Source organism: Gluconacetobacter dulcium (assembly GCF_014174165.1).
Classification (GTDB): Bacteria; Pseudomonadota; Alphaproteobacteria; order Acetobacterales; family Acetobacteraceae; genus Gluconacetobacter; species Gluconacetobacter dulcium.
On record NZ_JABEQN010000003.1, the window covers coordinates 41,395 to 59,220 of the forward strand.

9 protein-coding genes are annotated in these 17,826 nt (G+C 68.3%); 4 read left to right on the plus strand and 5 right to left on the minus strand.

All coding sequences use genetic code 11. From position 1 onward, the window contains the following. The 4 genes from HLH25_RS03185 (at nt 1) to HLH25_RS03200 (ending at nt 11,093) form a co-directional block, all read left to right on the plus strand. Nucleotides 1-750, plus strand: a complete 750-nt coding sequence (locus HLH25_RS03185) for an LPS assembly lipoprotein LptE (RefSeq protein ID WP_182972698.1) — start codon at nt 1-3, stop codon at nt 748-750. Then, nucleotides 747-1,763: a DNA polymerase III subunit delta gene (holA, locus tag HLH25_RS03190; RefSeq protein WP_182972699.1), complete on the plus strand. Its 1,017-nt coding sequence runs from the start codon at nt 747-749 to the stop codon at nt 1,761-1,763. The genes HLH25_RS03185 and holA overlap by 4 nt, the downstream gene beginning before the upstream one ends. Before the next feature lie 1,024 nt (nt 1,764-2,787). Next, nucleotides 2,788-9,810, plus strand: coding sequence for a type I polyketide synthase (locus HLH25_RS03195; protein ID WP_182972700.1), 7,023 nt, complete (start codon nt 2,788-2,790; stop codon nt 9,808-9,810). Next, nucleotides 9,807-11,093: an aminotransferase class I/II-fold pyridoxal phosphate-dependent enzyme gene (locus HLH25_RS03200; RefSeq protein ID WP_182972701.1), complete on the plus strand. Its 1,287-nt coding sequence runs from the start codon at nt 9,807-9,809 to the stop codon at nt 11,091-11,093. The genes HLH25_RS03195 and HLH25_RS03200 overlap by 4 nt, the downstream gene beginning before the upstream one ends. Here HLH25_RS03200 and HLH25_RS03205 read toward each other — a convergent pair. The 5 genes from HLH25_RS03205 to HLH25_RS03225 all read right to left on the minus strand — a co-directional run bounded on the left by HLH25_RS03205 (nt 11,066) and on the right by HLH25_RS03225 (nt 17,702). Continuing rightward, nucleotides 11,066-12,259: a capsule biosynthesis protein gene (locus HLH25_RS03205; RefSeq protein WP_182972702.1), complete on the minus strand. Its 1,194-nt coding sequence runs from the start codon at nt 12,257-12,259 to the stop codon at nt 11,066-11,068. The genes HLH25_RS03200 and HLH25_RS03205 overlap by 28 nt on opposite strands. A 66-nt stretch (nt 12,260-12,325) precedes the next feature. Then, complete coding sequence (locus HLH25_RS03210; protein ID WP_220791665.1) at nt 12,326-13,570, minus strand: glycosyltransferase family 4 protein; 1,245 nt, start codon at nt 13,568-13,570, stop codon at nt 12,326-12,328. Then, nucleotides 13,567-15,243 carry a capsular polysaccharide export protein, LipB/KpsS family gene (locus HLH25_RS03215; protein WP_182972703.1) on the minus strand — a complete coding sequence of 559 codons (1,677 nt, stop codon included), beginning with the start codon at nt 15,241-15,243 and terminating at the stop codon, nt 13,567-13,569. The genes HLH25_RS03210 and HLH25_RS03215 overlap by 4 nt, the downstream gene beginning before the upstream one ends. A gap of 191 nt (nt 15,244-15,434) precedes the next feature. Then, nucleotides 15,435-16,442, minus strand: coding sequence for an NAD-dependent epimerase/dehydratase family protein (locus HLH25_RS03220; RefSeq protein WP_182972704.1), 1,008 nt, complete (start codon nt 16,440-16,442; stop codon nt 15,435-15,437). 57 nt (nt 16,443-16,499) lie between these two features. Continuing rightward, complete coding sequence (locus HLH25_RS03225) at nt 16,500-17,702, minus strand: glycosyltransferase family 4 protein (protein ID WP_182972705.1); 1,203 nt, start codon at nt 17,700-17,702, stop codon at nt 16,500-16,502. Nucleotides 17,703-17,826: the final 124 nt, after the last annotated feature.

Consider the following 17,826-nt stretch of genomic DNA (forward strand, 5'->3'; position numbering starts at 1 on the left):
ATGCCGCATCTGCCCCGTCCCGACGCGCTCCGTTCGTCTCGCCCGCTGCGCCGGGCGGTGCTGATGGCCATGGTGACGATGCTGGGCGGGTGCGGCTTTCAGCCCCTGTATGGGTCGCCGGCCGGCAGCGCTGCCGCGGGCGGGACGATCCCCGACCAGTTGCGCCAGATTTACGTGGCCAGCATCCCTGAACGGTACGGGCAGGAATTGCGGCTGTTCCTGCAACAGAACCTGGCCGGAGCCGAGCAGGAAGACCCGAACGGCTATACGCTGCGCGTCAATTCCTATGTGATGAACGAAGCGATCGACATCCATTCGGACAACACGACCGGCCGGACCCGCGCCACCGCCCACGCGCACTGGATGCTCTATACCGTCGCGCCCACCCCGATGCTGGTGACCCAGGGCGATACCCAGGTCATGGACGGCGAAAACGAGACGTTCGAGCAGTATTTCGCCCAGAACCTGAACCAGACCGCGCTGGCGCGCCGGGTGGCCCAGGCGGTCGCCGACCGGATTACCCAGCAGCTTGCGATCTGGTTCAAGACCCACGCCGCCCCCGCCCAGCGGACGGTGATGCCGCAGGCGACCTATGTCGACCCGAACGTGATGCCCAATTCCAGCACCGAAATCCCGCGTCAGTCGGTCGGTGAAGACGGTCTGCCGGGCATGGCTATCGGCCGGTCCTCGCCCGATCCGTCCGGCACGGCGGGCGGCGATCCGGGCAACGGAACAGTCAACAGCCAGTGAAGATCGACGCGCGCTCGGTCGCCAGGGTCCTGCGCGAGCCCGGCGCGCTCAGGGCCATTCTGCTGCATGGCGAGGATACCGGGCTGATTCGCGAGCGCGCCCGCCAGGCCGCGACCGCCATTGCCCCGCAACTGGACGACCCCTTTCGCGTCGCGGTGCTGGACCGGGATGCGGCGGAGCGGCTGGAAGAGGAAATCTTCTCTCTTTCCCTCAGCGGCGGGCGGCGGGTCGTCTGGGTGCGCGACGGGGGGGACAGTCTGACGGCGCCGTTGAAGGCCAGCCTGGCCCGCGAGTCCGATACGCTGGTCATCATCGAAGCTCCCGGCCTTGCCAGTCGCTCGCGCCTGCGCGCGCTGGTCGAAGCCCAGGCCGGTTGCGCGGCCATCGGCTGTTATCCCGAGGAAGGCCGGGCGCTGGAAGGCACGATTCGCCAGAGCCTTGGGGAAGAGGAGATCCGCATCGACGCCGATGCGCTGGCGTGGTTCGCCGGGTTGCTGGGGCCGGATCGGGCCGCGATGCGGGGCGAGGTTGAGAAACTGGCGCTCTATGCCGGGCGGGGCGGGCATCTGACGCTGGACGATGTGCGTACCTGCATCGGCGATGCCGCCGGCGTGTCGCTGGAAGATGCGGCCTATGCCGCCACCGCCGGCGATCGGGCCGGCGCCGATACCGCGATCGAGCGGGCGCTGGCCGAAGGCACCAGTCCGATCGCCGTTGCGCGGGCGTTGCTGTCGCACCTGCACCGGCTGAGGCGCGCGCGGATCGCGATGGATTCGGGGCAGAGCCGGGCGGATGCGATGCGGGGATTGCGGCCGCCCGTGTTCTTCAAGCGGACCGAATCCTTTGGCCAGGCGTTGTCGCTCTGGAGCGCCGAGCGTCTGATGGATGCCGCCGAGCAGACCCAGGCGCTGGAGAAGGACTGCAAGCAGACCGGGTCGCCCGACCTGGCATTGTGCCGCCGGCATATCGCGCGGCTGGCCGCGACCGCTTCGATGCTGCGCCGCGACCGCTGACGCGCCTTCCGGCCGCGGGGGCGCTTGCCCGAATCCCTGTGCTCGGCTAGAAGCAGAGCGTGTGTCCGCGTAGCTCAGCAGGATAGAGCACAGGATTCCTGGTTTTCAAATTGGGCGTCATGGCGGGAAACCTCATGACGGATCCGCTCAAATTCGGGGAACGCTCTGACACCGTGTGTCGTGCCGATCCCGAGCCAAGCCCGGTCCTGCCGGGAAGGTGTAGAGACTGGACGGGCGGCACCTGTCGGCCTTCGGGCTTAGGGTGAAGGGACAGTCCAGACCACGAACGCCATTTTCGGATGGCGGCGGTGAAAGCCGAAGTGGGATGAATCCTGGGGCCGTGGGTTCGAATCCCGCCGCGGACACCATCATTGCGCCGGGATGCGTTTCACGCTCCCTGCCCCGCTTTCCGGGCATGTCTGGTGAGTGGGACACTGATATGTCTTTTGCGCACATGCATGGAGCATGGGTCGTTTCGACCCCGAACCGCCGGAAGACATAAAAAGAACACAGACATAAAGAATTTATACTTGAAGAGCCCGGTGGATGGCTGGTCGGCGGGCCTGCTCGTTGGCATCGGCGGCGCTGTCGGAGACGAGAATTACAGTGATCGCCGGAGGGCCGGCCAGACGATGCCTGACTGTCGTAAAGCGTTGCATGGCTGCCAATCGCCGGGAATGGGCAGCAAAATGCTGGCGCCTCCGGCCAGGCGGGATGCCGGGACGCGCGCCGCTCCTGTCAGGCAGGCATGGCAGATGCCGGTTCGATAGGCGAGGATGTGATTAAAATTTAGGCATAACGCGACAGCCGGCAGCGGCTGAAAATCTGAAGTTCGTATTCCGCCATATACTTACAGCATAAGGCCATTGCCTGTTCCGGCGTTGACGCCTTGTTTACGGGTTTACGGGCGAGGGAAGCACATGAAACGAGCGGAACTATTTTTTCAACGCCGATATGGCTTTTCCCCCCGACCCGACCGCGTTACATCGTAATCCGATCATCGCATTGGGACACATATCTCTTCATGCATAACAGTTCGACGTCCGAGCCCAAGACCACTACTCGGGATGAGCCCATCGCCATCGTTGGCGCATCCTGCCGCCTTCCCGGGGCGCCGGACGTTACCAGCCTGTGGCAGCTGCTGGACGAGGAACGCGAAAGCGTGCGGCCGATCCCGGAGAATCGCTTTCCATTAAGGGATTACTGGCATCCTCGTCGCGGCGAGACCGGCAAGTTCTATGCCACCCGTGCCTCGACCCTGGACGAGATCGAACTGTTCGATGCCGCCTTTTTCGGCATTTCGGCCCGCGAGGCCCGGCAGATGGACCCGCAGCAGCGACTGTTGCTGGAACTGGCCTGGGAAGCCCTGGAAGATGCCGGCACGACGGCGGAGCGCATCGCGTCGGCCGGTGTGTATGTCGGCGCGTCGGGCCTGGAATATGCCAATCTGCGCCTGACCGACCCGTCGTCGGGCAACGCCTATTTCATGCCCGGCAACACGCTGAGCATCTTCTCCAATCGCGTGTCGTACGCGCTGGGGCTGCATGGGCCGAGCATGACCATCGATACGGCGTGCTCGTCGTCGCTGTTCGCCCTGCATGAGGCTTGCGAGGATCTCCGCGCGGGCCGCACGGACGTGGCGCTGGTCGGCGGTGTGAGCATGCTGCTGACGCCCTATCCCTTCATCGGCTTCTGCGCGGCCAGCATGCTGTCCCCGACCGGGCGTTGCCATGCCTTCAGTGCCGATGCCGATGGCTATGTCCGTGGCGAGGGCGGCGTCATGCTGCTGCTCAAGCCGCTGTCGGCGGCGCGGCGGGATGGCGACGATATCCGCGCGGTGATCATGGCCAGCGGGATCAATGCCGATGGGCGGACGCCCGGCCTGACCTTCCCCAGTGCCCAGGCCCAGGCCGATCTGTTGCGCGAGGTTTATGATCGGGCCGGTGTCTCGCCGGATCAGGTCGCCTTCGTGGAGGCCCACGGCACCGGCACCCAGGCGGGAGATCCGGTCGAGACGACGGCGCTGGGCAAGGCCCTGGGCCAGTTGCGCGCCACGGCGCTGCCGATCGGCTCGATCAAGACCAATCTCGGCCATCTGGAACCGGCATCGGGCCTGGTCAGCATGTTGAAGGCCATGCTTGCGCTCCAGAACCGGCGCCTGCCCGCCTCGCTGCATTGCGCGAACCCGAACCCGGCCATTCCCTTCGCCGAGCTTAATCTGGAAGTCGTCACCGAGGCGCGTCCGCTTGACGATGGCCCGCTGATTGCCGGTGTCAATAATTTCGGTTTCGGCGGCGCCAATGCCCATGTGGTTCTGGCCAGCGCGCCGATCGAACCGGCAGACGCGCCGGCCGCCGCGCCGGCGTCGGACGATGCCGTGCCGTTGCTGCTGTCCGCGCGTTCCGAGGCTGGTCTGGCCAGTCTTGCGCGGGTCTGGTCCACGCGGACCTGGACCGATTCCGAACTGCGCGGCGTGGCGACGCGACGTGCCCACCTGCCGCATCGTCTGGGCGTTCCCGGTGGGGACGCGGCGGAGATGCGCGCGGCGCTGGCGACGTGGGTGGAGACCCGCGCCCAGGCCGATGTCGTCACCGGGCAGGCCCTTGCGCAGGCGCGCACCGTCTTTGTCTTTTCCGGCAATGGCAGCCAGTTCTCGGGCATGGGGCGGGATCTGCTGGAGATCAGCCCCGTTTTCGCCGCCGGGGTGGCGGAGGCGGATGTGGCATTGCGTCCGCATCTCGGCTGGTCGGTTCTGGAGGCGATGCGCTCGGGCGACTGGTCGGCCGATCCGGCCGATGTCGCCCAGCCGATGCTGTTTGCGTTCCAGATCGGCGTTCTGCGCGGGTTGGAACGGCAGGGACTCAAGGCCGATATCATCGTTGGCCATAGCGTCGGGGAAATCGCGGCCGGGGTGCATGCCGGCATGCTGGAGATGGACGAGGCCGCGCGCATCGTTGCGCTGCGCAGCCGCCATCAGGCCACCGCGCCCGGTGGGGGCATGATCGCGCTCCATGGCGATGCCGAGGAGGCGCGGCGGCTGCTGGCCGAAGCCGGGCCGACGCTGGAGATTGCGGCCTTCAACGCACCCAACGCGCTGGCGGTGGCCGGCGAGGCCGAGGCGCTGGACCGACTGGAAGCGGCGAAGGGCAGTTCGTCGCTGCTGATCCACCGCCTGAAGGTGGGGTATGCGTATCATAGCAGCCATATGGACCGGATTGCCGAGGCGCTGATCCGCGATCTGGGTGCGATTACCGCACGCCAGCCCGAGCGGCTGATGATCTCGACCGTGACCAGCCAGCCTTTCACGGTCCTGCCCGATGCCGATTACTGGTGGCGGAATGTCCGCGCGCCGGTGCTGTTTGCGGAATCGGTGCGTCAGGCGGCGGCCGAAGGGGGCTCGGTCTTTATCGAGATCAGCCCTCGTCCGGTGCTACAGCATTATCTGCGCGACATTCTGCGGGGTGGCGATACGCAGTCGCGCGTGATGCCGGCGGTGCCGGCCAAGATTACGACCGATCCGTTCCCGCGCACCGCGCTGGCATGTTTCGCGGCGGGTTGCGACATTCTGTCCGCGGCGCATTTCGCGGGGCCGGCGCATGTGCGGGGCCTGCCCGGCGTGCAGTGGCAGCGCGAGCGGCATTGGTACGAACCGACCGAGGAAGCGCTGGCCGTGCTGTGGAACCAGCAGGGTACGCATCCCCTGCTGGGCGGTCATGGCAAGGCAGATGCCAGCGAATGGACCGCGCATCTGGATGGCGCGGTGCAGCCCTGGCTGGCCGACCACAAGGTGGGCGAGACGATCGTTCTGGCGGCTGCCTGCCTGATCGAATTCGCCTTTACCGCCGCGCGGGCGACGTGGCCCGAGGCCGAGATTCTGGAATTGCGCGATTTCCAGATCCTGCGTCCGGTGATCATCGAACAGACGCAGTTGCGCGAGATCCGGGTGCGGCTGGCGGCGGACGGCGCCGTGACCATCGACAGCCGGCCCCGGCTGTCGCACGCGGTCTGGACGCGCCATGCCACCGCGCGTGCCGGCCTGTCGCCAGTCGCGCCCGCGGCCCTGCCGACGGCCGCGACCGATACCGCCATGACCGGTGATGCGCTCTATGCCGTCGCGCGTGCCGCCGGGCTGGCCTATGGGCCGGCTTTCCGCCGTGTCGGTGCGATTTCGATGGCCGAGGGGCGGGTCGAGGCGACCTTGACGGGCGTGCCGCCGCTCGACGGGCTGACCCTGGACCCGACGGCGCTGGACGGCACCTTTCAGGCGCTGGTCGGGCTGGCGGTCAACCATGCCGATGCGGCCGAAGCGCCGCTGCCGCGCAAGTTCGGCGTGATCCGGCTGGACCTGTCGGCCGGGCCGGCTGCTCGGGGACAGGCTGCCGTAACGACGTCCGGCCCGCGCGAAACCGAGGCCGACATCGTGATGCTGGATGCCACCGGCCGGGCCGTGCTGTCGGCGACCGGCTGCTGGTTTACCCGCATGCCGGGCGAACGGCCGGTGCCGGTGGCCGAGCGCAGTTTCCACGAGGTCTGGCTGCCGTCTCCCGTGGCGTCGGCCCCGCTCTCGGACGAGCGGTTTCTGGCGCTGCGCCCGGCCATGGAAACGCCGGTCGGCGATGCGGACGACAAGGATGCCGGGCTGCTGGCGCATACGATCCTGTCTGGGCAGACTTCGCCGGCCGGCGATGCTCCGGACGCCGCGCGGTTGTGGCAGACGCTTTTCCTCGACCTGCCGCAATGGTTGCCGGCGGCATTGCTGCTGGCGTGGATCGACGAGCGGAAGAATGCGGCGGTTGCCGCCGACGATGCCTTCCCCGACGTGGCGTTCCGGCAGTTGCTGTCCGGTCGCAGTGTGGAACTGGCGGCCGAGCAGATCGCGACCACCATCGCGGCCTATGCGCGGGACTGGCCGCAGGATCGCCCGCTGCGCGTGCTGGAACTGCATGCCGACCGCGCCGCGCTGACGCGGCAGCTTGTTCCGCGTCTGGCAGACCTGCCGGGCCGGCTGGACTACACGATCCTGGAGCCGAACCGCGAGCGGCAGGCGCGGCTGCGGCCGAGCGTGCTGGCGCATCTGCCCGGCATCGTCATGGCCGAGACCGTGCCGGCCGGTGCGTATGACGTGCTGGTTGCCTATGCGCCCGGTCTGCACGGCCAGGTGCCGGCGGCGACGCTGGCCCATGCCGATCGGCTGGCGCCGGGCGGCCTGATCCTGGTGGTGGAAGCCGCCGAGGATGCGGGCTGGGCCACCTTGCGCGCGTTGTCGCCTGAACCGCTGCTGACGATCGGTGCCTGGCGCGACCTGCCGCACCGCCTGCGCGCGGTGGCCGAGAGCGTGCCCGCCCAGGCGCCCTTCCCGCTTGCCCTGCTGGCGGCGGTCGCGATCGACGCGGATGAATCCGAGGGTGAGGCCGTCTCGGCCGCCCCGGTGATTCGCGTGTCGCATGCTCCCGCGCAGGATGCCGGAGATGACACCGCGCGGACCGCTCAGGCGATGCTGGCGCTGGCCCGCGATGCCCGTGCCGCCGCCGAAGCCGGAGAGTGCCTGGCGATCGTGACCCGCGATGCGGCGGCCACGCCGCATGAGGCCGCGCGTGTTGCCCTGGGCCGGACGATCGCCAACGAGTTCCCTGCCCTGCGCTGTCGTCGGATCGATCTCTCTGCCGGCCTGTCGGAGACGGCGGTTGCGGCGGCGCTGGATGCCGAACGCGATGCGACCGATGACGAGCGCGAAGTGCGCTGGACGGCGGATGGACGCTTTGTGCGCCGCCTGCGCGAGGGCCTGCCGGCCCGCGCCGCCGGCCCGCAGGGGGATGTGCGGCTGATCCAGCCCGTGCCCGGCCCGCTGGACCGGTTATGCTGGATGCCGGAACCTCGGGTCGAACCCGGTCCGCGCGACGTGGTGATCGACGTGCAGGCCAGCGGCCTGAACTATCGCGATGTGCTCTCGGCCATCGGCATGTTGCCTGACGAATTGCTGCTGGACGGTTTTGCCGGCGCCACGCTGGGCATGGAATGTGCGGGGACCGTGCTGGCGGTGGGTGCGGAGGTGACAGACCTTGCACCCGGCGACCGGGTGATGGCGCTGGCCGCCGCCGCCCATGCCAGCCGGGTGGTGACCGACCGGCGCAGCGTCTTCGCGCTGCCGGAATGGTTGTCCTTCGCGGCGGGTGCGACCATCCCGGTGACGTATCTGACCGTGCTCTATGCGCTGGAGACCGTTGGCCAGTTGCGGGCGGGCGAGACGATCCTGATCCATGGCGCGGCCGGCGGTGTCGGCCTGGCGGCCATTCAGTACGCCAGCCATGTCGGCGCGCGCATCATCGCCACCGCCGGCTCGCCCGCCAAGCGGGCGGCCCTGCGCGAACTGGGGATCGAGACCGTGCTGGACAGCCGGTCGCTGCGCTTCGGGGCCGATGTGCTGGCCGCGACCGGTGGGCTGGGCGTGGATGTGGTGCTCAATGCCCTGAGCGGCGAGGCCATGGAGCGCAGCCTGGAACTGGTGCGCCCGTTCGGCCGCTTCCTGGAACTGGGCAAGCGCGACTTCCTGGCCAATACGCGCGTCGGTATCGGCCCGCTGCGGCAGAATGTCAGCTATCACGCGATCGACGTGGATGCGCTGGTGCGGCATCGGCCGGACCTGGTTTCGACCGTGACCGACCGCCTGCATACGCTGCTTGAGGATGGGGCGATCGGGCCGCTGCCTTATACCGCCTTCCCGGCCTCGGCCGCGACGGATGCGTTCGCGCTGATGCGGACCTCGGCGCATGTCGGCAAGATCGTGCTGACGAGGGGGCCGGTCCATGTGCCGCCCGCGCTGGATCTGCCCGCCGACCGCACCATGCTGGTGACGGGCGGGACCGGCGGCTTCGGCGCGCGGGCCGCGCGGTGGCTCGTGACCCGTGGGGCGCGCCATCTGGTGCTGGTGAGCCGGCGCGGGCCGGCGGCCGAAGGCGTGGCGGCGTTGCGCGAAACGCTGCTGGAAGCCGGTGCGCGGACCGTGGAGGTGCGGGCCTGCGACGTGACCGACCATGCGGCGCTGGCGGCGCTGATTGCCGAGATCCGCGCCACCATGCCGCCTCTGGGCGGGATCGTTCATGCCGCCGTGACGGTGGCGGACGGGCTGGTGGCGACGCTATCCGAAGAACAGGTGACGGCTTCGGTACAGGCCAAGCTGGCCGGCGCGCTGTCGCTGGACGCGCTGACGCGGGATGATCCGCTGGCGCTGTTCCTGGTCTTCTCCTCCGCCACCATCACGCTCGGCGCGCCGGGTCAGGGGGCCTATGTGGCGGCCAATGCGGCGGTCGAGGCGCTGATCCAGCGCCGGCGGGATGCGGGCCTGCCCGGTTGTGCCGTGCGCTGGGGGCCGATCGCCGATGCGGGTTTCCTGGAACGCAACGAAGCGGCGCGCGAGGCGCTGGACCGGCGGCTGGGCGCGCGTTCGATGCGCGCGATGGCGGCGCTGGATGCCCTGCCCGACCTGCTGGCTTCCTCCGACCCCTGGCCGGTGCTGGCGGAAATGGACTGGCAGGCCACGGGCAGCCTGCCGATCCTGAGCGAGCCGCTGTTCGGCGCCGTGGCGCGGCGCCGGGACGAGGACGGCGATAGCGGCGACCTGATGAGCCTGCTGGCCACGGCCACCGAGGAACGGCGGGAAGAGATCGTCGCCGACCTGATCCTGGGCGAGCTGACCCGCATCATGCAGACCGACCGCGAGGCCCTGCCCCTGGACCAGCCGCTGGCTGAACTGGGTATGGATTCGCTGACGGCGGTCGAACTGGCGCTGGGGCTGGAACGCCGGCTGGGCGTGTCGCTGCCCGGCTTTGCCTGGCAGGAAATGACGGTGCGGCGCGTTGCGCGCCAGGTCTCCACCCTGCTGGGCAACAAGGGGCAGGAAGCCGCCGCCGCCACGCCGGATGAGGCCGTGATGGCGCGCCATCTGGCCTCGGACGAGGAACGGAACGTGGTGGTCGAGGCTGGCGAGGTTGCCGAAGGGACCGGGACGCCCGAGCCCGTGTTTTCGAACGAAGAAGAAACGACTCGATGACAGGACCGAAATTCGGCCGGCGGCTGGGCGAACGCATCAAGCTGCTGGCCAGCCTGTCGGGCGGCGCACCGGCGGAGAGCAGCACGCGCGGCTGGTCGCTGCCCGGCGTGGAGGAAATGGAGTTCATCGCCAAGCGGGCGGCGGCGCTGGGCGTTTCCGACCCGTTCTTTCGCCAGCATGACGGGCTGGCCGCCGCCACCACCCTGATCGACGGGCGGGAATACATCAATTTCTCGTCCTACGATTATCTGGGGCTGAATGGCGATCCGCGCGTCATCGCCCAGGTGGAAGCGGCCCTGCACCGCTACGGCACGACGGTTTCCGCCAGCCGCATGGTGTCTGGCGAGCGGCCGTTCCATCGGGAACTGGAGCGGGCGCTGGCCGACTGGCATGGCGCCGAGGATTGCGTGGTGATGGTGTCGGGCCACGCGACCAACGTGACCACGCTGGCGCAACTGATGCGGCCGGGCGACCTGATCATCCATGATGCGCTGGCCCATAACAGCCTGATCCAGGGCGCGATCCTGTCGGGTGCGCGGCGCATCGCGTTTCCGCATAACGACGTGGCGGCGGCGCGCGAGCAATTATGGATGCATCGCCGGGCGCACAAGCGCGCGCTGCTGGTGCTTGAAGGCCATTACAGCATGGATGGCGACATCCCTGATCTGGCGGCGTTCGTGGAACTGGCCCGCGAATTCGACTGCATGACGCTGGTGGACGAGGCGCATTCGACCGGCGTGCTGGGCGCGCGCGGGCATGGCATTGCCGAAGAGGCCGGCGTGCCGCCCGACGCGATCGACCTGTGGATGGGGACGCTGAGCAAGAGCCTGATCTCGTGCGGCGGCTATATTGCCGGCCGGGCCGAGATCATTACCTACCTGAAGCGCACCGCCGCGGGCTTTGTCTATTCCGTCGGCCTGCCGCCGACCAATGCGGCGGCCTCGATGGCGGCGCTGGACATTATCCGCGAGGAACCCTGGCGCATCGCGCGCCTGCGCGAGAACGCGACGCTGCTGCTACGTCTGTTCCGCGAGGCCGGTTTCGATACCGGAACCTCGGAAGGCTACGGCATCGTGCCGCTGGTCACCGGCAGTTCGCTGCTGGCCGGCCGGTTGTCGCAGGCGCTGTTCGAGCGCGGGCTGAATGTTCAGCCCATCATTCACCCGGCCGTGCCGGAGAAGGCGGCCCGGCTGCGCTTCTTCGTCAGCGCCTCACACACGCCCGAGCAGATCGCGCAGACCGTCTCGATCGTGACTCAGGCGCTGCGCGCCCTGTCGGAATAGGCTGACAATATCCGCCGCACCGAGCCCTCTACCGCGAGGGCTCGCCCCTCGGGGGTGAAGAAATCGCCTTCGACCAGGACTTCCTGGATCAGCATGCGGCAGAACGCATCGAGCAGTTCGGCATCCGGTCTGCTGGCCTCGCGCCAGAAGAGGTCCAGCGGTTCCTGGAACGTCAGACCCGGAACATCGTAGATGGCTTCGCCAAGAATCTTGACCGGGCGGTCGCGCCGCAGGGCCAGCAGCCCGACCGTGCTGTTGACCGTGACGATCCCTTCGCTGGCGTCCAGCACGGGGTCGAGCTGGCCATCGGCCATGAAATAGACCCGTGCCGCGATGCCCAGCGCGCGCGCGCGCTGGGTGATCAGCCCTTCCCAGTCCGTCAGGCGCGGATCGAGCGGATGGCGGCGGACGACCAGGGAGAGCGTGTCGGGCGCATGGGCGGCGAAGGAGGCCAGGATCTGTTCCAGCGCCTCGGCCATGCCGCGAAACGGCGAATGGACCCGCAACTGGTAGTCGCCATCCAGTTGCATCGGCACCAGCATGAACGGCCCCTGGGGCAGGATCGCGTCCTTGGGCTTGCGCACCAGGCGCCCCGTCCAGTCCCGCAGCCAGCCCGCATATTCCACGAACGGACTGACCGCCGCATGGAAACGCGCATGGGGAAACAGCGCCGCCATGGCCACGCGCAGGCCGTGATAGGAAACATCGTAGACCGCGCGCCGCAGGAAATCGGAATGCGGGTTGTAATGCATGGGGGGCCAGGGTGCCTGGCCCCGTTCGCGGATATGCGCGGCATCGCGCGGCAGGGCCGAAAAGCCGTTGACGCCATGGGGCTCCAGCGTGATCCAGCCGGGCCTGAGATAGCCTTCCTCGAACACCCAGATGGCGATGCCGTGCGCGCGGGCGATGTCGGTTGCCACGAGATGAATCGGGCGGCAGTCGCCGAACAGGATGAGTCCGTCCGGCTTGTCCTCGGCGATGATCTTTTCGAGGAAGGCAGGCAGGGCGCGCTCGCGCCCGCGAAACCATGTGACATCGTGCGAAAAGACGACATCGCCGCCATTGAAGGCAATGCGGCGGACATGATGGCCGGCTGCCCGGAGCGCAATCGCCAGTTCGGAGAAGAACGGCGTGGCATTTCCTTGCAGCATCAGAAAACTTAGCAAACCGTTCCCACCTTCCCCGTCCGTCCGTCCCTTGAACGCCCCATGGCGCGCCTGTCGGCGATTCCGCTATTGCTCGTTTCCGCACTCGATCACGGCCAGGGCGGCGAGGCCGGCCACCACCTGGGTCGGCCAGTCGGCGAATGACGGGGGTGCCTGCGCGGCCGCCCCCCTGTCATGCCCGCTCCGTTCGCGGATCGCACGTCGCCAGCCGGGGCCGTCCAATGGATCGAGATAGACCGGGAGGTCCCCGGCGATTTCGCGAAAGACCGGCAGGTCGCTGCACAGGCACGGAACGCCCATTGCCAATGCTTCCAGCAGCGGAAGGCCGAACCCTTCGGCAAATGACGGGAACAGCAACGCGCGCGCACCCCGGACCAGCCCCGCCACGGCCTGGTCGGATAACGTGGCGTGTTCGTGCACGACCCCCTGCAAGGCGGGGCATCGTTCGATCATGTCCAGGATGTTCTCGTTTTCCCATCCGCGTCGGCCGATGATCACCAGATGCGGCAGGGGCGTGGTGCCGCCCTCCATCGCCATCTGGCGCCACAGATTCAGCAGCAGCAGGTGGTTCTTGCGCGGCTCGATCGTGCCCAGGATCACGAAATAGGGGGCGTCGGGCGCCAGATTGCCCACCAATGCCGGACCGTTGGACGGAACAAGGCAGCCGTGATGCACCACGCTGACCGGCGGACAAGGCCCGTGGGGGGCCAGATAATCGCGCAATGCGTCCCCGACCGGCCGGGACGGGACGATCACGCACTCCGCCAGCCGCCCCACGGTATCCATGCGGCGGCGATGGCGGTCGGGTTCGGTCGGGCGGGCATATTCGGGATATTCGATCGGGATCAGGTCGTGGACCATGACCGCCATCGTGGCATCGGCCCGTTTCAGAAAAACCTCGATCGCGTCGTCGCGCATCAGGTGATGATGCGAAAGCAGCAGATAGGTCCGGCGGTGTTTCGCACGGCCGGCCGCCCCGAGGGCCGCGGCCTGCAACAGCAGCCCGGCCAGCAGCGACGCCGTGCGCGACGGCCGCGTGCCGCCTGCCCAGGCGCGTGCGAGGGTCCGCAGGAAACGATCCGTCAGCCGACGCGGCATGAGGCCGATGCGCCCGATCGGGTGAAAGGCCACGAACATGACCTGGGACGCGGGAAAGCGCATGAGATACAGCGCATATTCCAGTTCCACACGGTCGATCCCCGTCGGCACGGCGCTGCCGGCGCGCGACAGCAGGCGGGAGATATCCATCAGAACCGGACGGGGCAGGATGTCGGCCGGCCGTCGCGAACCGTGCGCCACACTGCCGCTCATGCGGGGCGGGCCGACCGGATGCGCGCCCATGCCTTGCGCAGCGCCGTCTGCGCGGCCAGCGCGCGCATCCATGGCGTGGGGCGCCACAGGTCGGGGGTTTGCAGACGGTCGATCAGAACTTCCGGACCGCAGGGCAGTCGCGTAACCGGGTCGAGATAGCGCGGGAACAGAATCAGCACTCCGGCAACGAGGTCTTCCAGGGACAGGCGCCGTGTCCGGCGTGCGGGAACATCCCCCAGGTCGACCGTCAGCCCCCACCCCGCATAGAACGGCGCGCCATAGGTCACAACCCGCCGTCCGCGCATAAGCGCCTCGAACCCGGCAAGGGAGGTCAGGGTATGGACCTCGTCGACCCGGGCGATCGTATCGAGGATCGCCCCGCCCCGGTCGATGCGATCGGCCAGTTGCATGACGACGGAATCCTCCATGTGGCCCAATCTGTGCGTTGCCTCGACATCAGGATGTGGCCTGTAGACGATAAAGGCGTCAGGATTATGTCGCCGGACGGCCTGGAGCAGTTCCAGATTGCCGCCGATCCGGCCGCCGCCGCAGCGCACCGACTGGTCGTCCGCCACCTGTCCGGGCACCAGGATCGTCCGCCGGTCTCCGCTGTCCCACGCTTCGGACACGCGGGCGGCCTGGCCGGCGCCGTATTTGGAAATGCCGAGCCGGACCAGGGAGTCGGTGAGCCGCCGGGCGCGGGCGCGCAGCGCCGGGTCGAAGGAGGCGGTCGCCAGGATATGTTCCAGGTCGCTCTCCCGCGCCGGATCGTAATAGATTCCGCGCGTGTCGAGGGTGATCGAGGATGGCGGCATCAGCGCGCTGCCCAGGCCGATGGAGCGGACGAACCCGTCTTCCACGCGCCAGAGAGGCGTGCCCGCCCGGCGGGCATCGTCCTCCAGCCCCGGTGGCAGGCGCGTTGCCCAGACCGCGATGGCGCCCGGCGGGCCGGCGCGAAAAGCCGGGATGAACGGGGGAGCGCCGGGCGCCTGCGCCAGGAAATCGGCGATGCGCCGCCGTTTCCACCGCGACATGCCCAGGCAGGCCACGATCTGGCGGTTGACCAGGATCGTGCGGCGCCAGTCGGCCAGCAGGGTAATTGCCTCGGCACAGGGGATTGGCGCGGAGCTGTAGGGACTGACGTAATCCGTGCGGTCCAGAAGATCGGCCAGCACATCGGCCCGCAGCAAGGGCTGCTCCTGCCCGCCTTCCGCCCCAAGCACGACAGGCAGGTCCCGCAGGGCTGCCAGCCGCACGACATCGCCCACCGAATCGGCGTAGACCCGCGTCACGCCATCGAGCAGCGCATGCGGATCGCTCTGCCAGGGCGCATGCGCGATGCCGAGGCGCCCAGCCAGCCCCGAGGCGGCCTCCGCCGGTCCCCGGCGGACCAGCAGGACATCCCGCGCGGGATGGGCCGCCAGGACGTGCTTCAGCATGGCCACGGCGCGATGGCGTGCGCGCGCCGTGCGGGACAGGACGACCAGGACCGGACGCCGCTGCGTGGGTGCCGGCGCCCAGAAACACCCGCCGACCCGTTCGCGACAGATCCGCTCCGCCAGTTCGTCCCGCTCCGCATCCGCAACGGGGAACGCAGGTGCGGTGTCCTGCCGCGCGCGGGCGAGCACGGGCACCGATCGGTGGAAGGGCGGTATCCGCAGGAACCCGGTCATGCCCGTGGGCGGCCCGGCGAGAGGAGGGCGAAGCAGGGTCGGGCGGTCCCCCCGTGTGCTGCCTGCATGTCACCACCCTCCTGTCGAAGACTTATGAAACAGTCTGTTAGCACGCCCGTCTCCTAGCACGCTCGTCTCCGCGCCGAAACATCCGGCCCCGGTGGATGGCCCCGGGTTTCTCGCTGGTGGGTTTATCGCTGGCTGGAAGGCGCGTATTGCGCGTCGTACCACGCGACGACCGCATCCACGCCGGTTTGAAGGGGCGTGGAAGGACGGAATCCGGTCAGGGCCTCGAGGGCCGAGCAGTCGGCCCAGGTTCGGGGCACGTCACCCGGTTGTATCGGCAGATAATGGCGCACGCATGGCCGGCCGGTCGCTTTTTCGATCGCCGCGACAAATGCCGCCAGGCTGACGGGCTGGCTGTTGCCGATATTGACCACGCGATAGGGGGCCACGGGGCTGCTCCCCGGATCGCTCTCCCCTGCCTTTTCGGGGGCGACCCTGGAGAGGCGCAGGACGGCTTCCACCACGTCGTCGATATAGGTGAAATCGCGTGCCATCTCGCCGTTATTGTACAGCGTGACCGGCTGGCCCGCATGGATGTTGGCGATGAACCTGAACAGTGCCATGTCCGGCCGCCCCCATGGGCCGTACACGGTGAAGAAGCGCATGACGGTGGTGGGGAGTCTCCAGATATTGGCATAGGCGTGCGCCAGGTCTTCGGCCGCCTTCTTGGTCGCCGCGTACAGGCTCAGCGGATGATCGCAGCGATGCGCCTCGGAAAAAGGCAGGACCGCGTTCGCCCCGTAGACCGAGGAGGACGACGCCATCATGAAATGAAGAGGCGGGTTGCGGCGCATGGCCTCCAGCAGCGTATAGGTGCCGAGGATATTGGAGCCGATATAGGTGCCGGGTGCGTCCAGACTGTGGGAGACGCCCGCCTGGGCGGCGAGATGCAGGACCATCTGCGGCGCCCGTTGCGCGAACACCTCGCCCAGCGCCCGCGCATCCTCCAGCATGAATTCGTGGGACGTGAAAGTCTCGAACAGATGCAGGATGGCATGACGCCGGCGTTTCAGGGAAACGTCGTAATAATCCGTCATCCCGTCGATGCCGATGACCGTATAGCCGTCTTCCAGCAGCCGTCTGGCGACATGAAACCCGATGAAACCTGCCGTGCCGGTCACGAGAATACGCATCTGAAACTCCAGGAAATACCGGACGAGCCACGCCAGGCCCTGCCGGCATGGCGCGCGTCACATCAGTGAAGCGTAAAACCCGCGCAACCGGTCGAGATAGGCATCGGGCGAAAAGCGGGTGGCGCGGGCCGCCCCTCTGGCAATCAGCGCCAGGCGGGCCGGATCGTTCTCGCCCCAGCCATCCAGCACGCGAATCCCCTGGGCGATGGCGGAGACATCGAGCGGATCGACCAGGATCGCGGCGTCTTTCGTCGCAATCTCGCCGGTCGCGCCGCCGCGCGCGGTCAGGACCGGGGTGCCCAGGAGCATCGCCTCGATGATCGGGATGCCGAATCCTTCGGCCAGGGAGGGAAAGAGCAGGGCGTGGGCGTCCTGCATCGTCCGGACCAGGGTGGCGCGATCGCTCCAGGGCAGGCGGATGACCGGCGTGTCGCCGACGAACGGTGCGTAATCCGGCCTGTCGTCGCCGTCGGGGCCGATCAGCACCAGCGGCCGGCGCGTGCCGCTGCGCGCATGGGCGGCGACCAGGCGGCAGATGTTCTTGCGTCGCTCGACCCGGCCGACATGCACGAAATAGCCCGGCGGGGCCGGCGGCCGGGCGGCGCGCGCCTGCCGCAGTTCGTCTTCGGAGAACGTCACGGCCTGGTAGAGGTTGTGGATGCGCGACGGGGCGATGCCGCACTGGGTGATGATGTCCTGCCGCGCGGTTTCGGAAACCGTTACGATCACATCGCTGCTTTCGGCCAGGCGCATCATCAGGCGCCGGAACCGTTCGGAGTCGATTCCCGTCAGGTCCGGATGGGTCAGCGGCACGGCATCGTGGACCGTGACCACGTTGCGCGCGCCTTCCAGCCGGATCGGCAGGGGATAGGTCCAGTGCATGATGTCGGGCGGCGCGGCTGTCCTGACCCGTGCCAGGGTGCCCTGATGCGTGAATTTGACATGGGCGATGCGGAAAATGTCGGGACAGACCGCCCACGGCGCCGCACTGGGTGCCTGCCCTGCCCCATCGGCCGCCCCGCCCTGGTTCGCAGAGTGCAGGGTCGCGCGGTAATGCGGGCGCAGGCTTTGCAGCCGGCGCCAGATCTGCCGGGCCAGCGTGTGCGGGTTAGCCGGGGCCATGCCGGGGGCGTAGTCGGTGAGGTAGGTCGGCTGCATGCCCGCCCCGGCCAGACATTCGGCGGTGAGTTCCGTATAGCGTGCCACACCAGTGCCACCAGTCCGGTTCATGTTCCGGGCATCCAGCCAGATCATCGGCATGGCAAAAGCTCCTTCTTCCCGGTAAGAGACATGCCCCATCGATCCCTACGCGACGAGAACCGAATTTTGCCGAGCATGCCCCCGAGTGCCCAGACGCGACAGATGACCGCGCCGCGCCGCGCGC

Bases quoted from the DNA above. Each gene is read 5' to 3' on its own strand.
- HLH25_RS03215 (WP_182972703.1), bottom strand. From the start codon at position 15,243: ATGACCGGGTTCCTGCGGATACCGCCCTTCCACCGATCGGTGCCCGTG.
- HLH25_RS03225 (WP_182972705.1), bottom strand. From the start codon at position 17,702: ATGCCGATGATCTGGCTGGATGCCCGGAACATGAACCGGACTGGTGGC.
- HLH25_RS03195 (WP_182972700.1), top strand. From the start codon at position 2,788: ATGCATAACAGTTCGACGTCCGAGCCCAAGACCACTACTCGGGATGAG.
- HLH25_RS03200 (WP_182972701.1), top strand. From the start codon at position 9,807: ATGACAGGACCGAAATTCGGCCGGCGGCTGGGCGAACGCATCAAGCTG.
- HLH25_RS03185 (WP_182972698.1), top strand. From the start codon at position 1: ATGCCGCATCTGCCCCGTCCCGACGCGCTCCGTTCGTCTCGCCCGCTG.
- HLH25_RS03210 (WP_220791665.1), bottom strand. From the start codon at position 13,570: ATGAGCGGCAGTGTGGCGCACGGTTCGCGACGGCCGGCCGACATCCTG.
- HLH25_RS03220 (WP_182972704.1), bottom strand. From the start codon at position 16,442: ATGCGTATTCTCGTGACCGGCACGGCAGGTTTCATCGGGTTTCATGTC.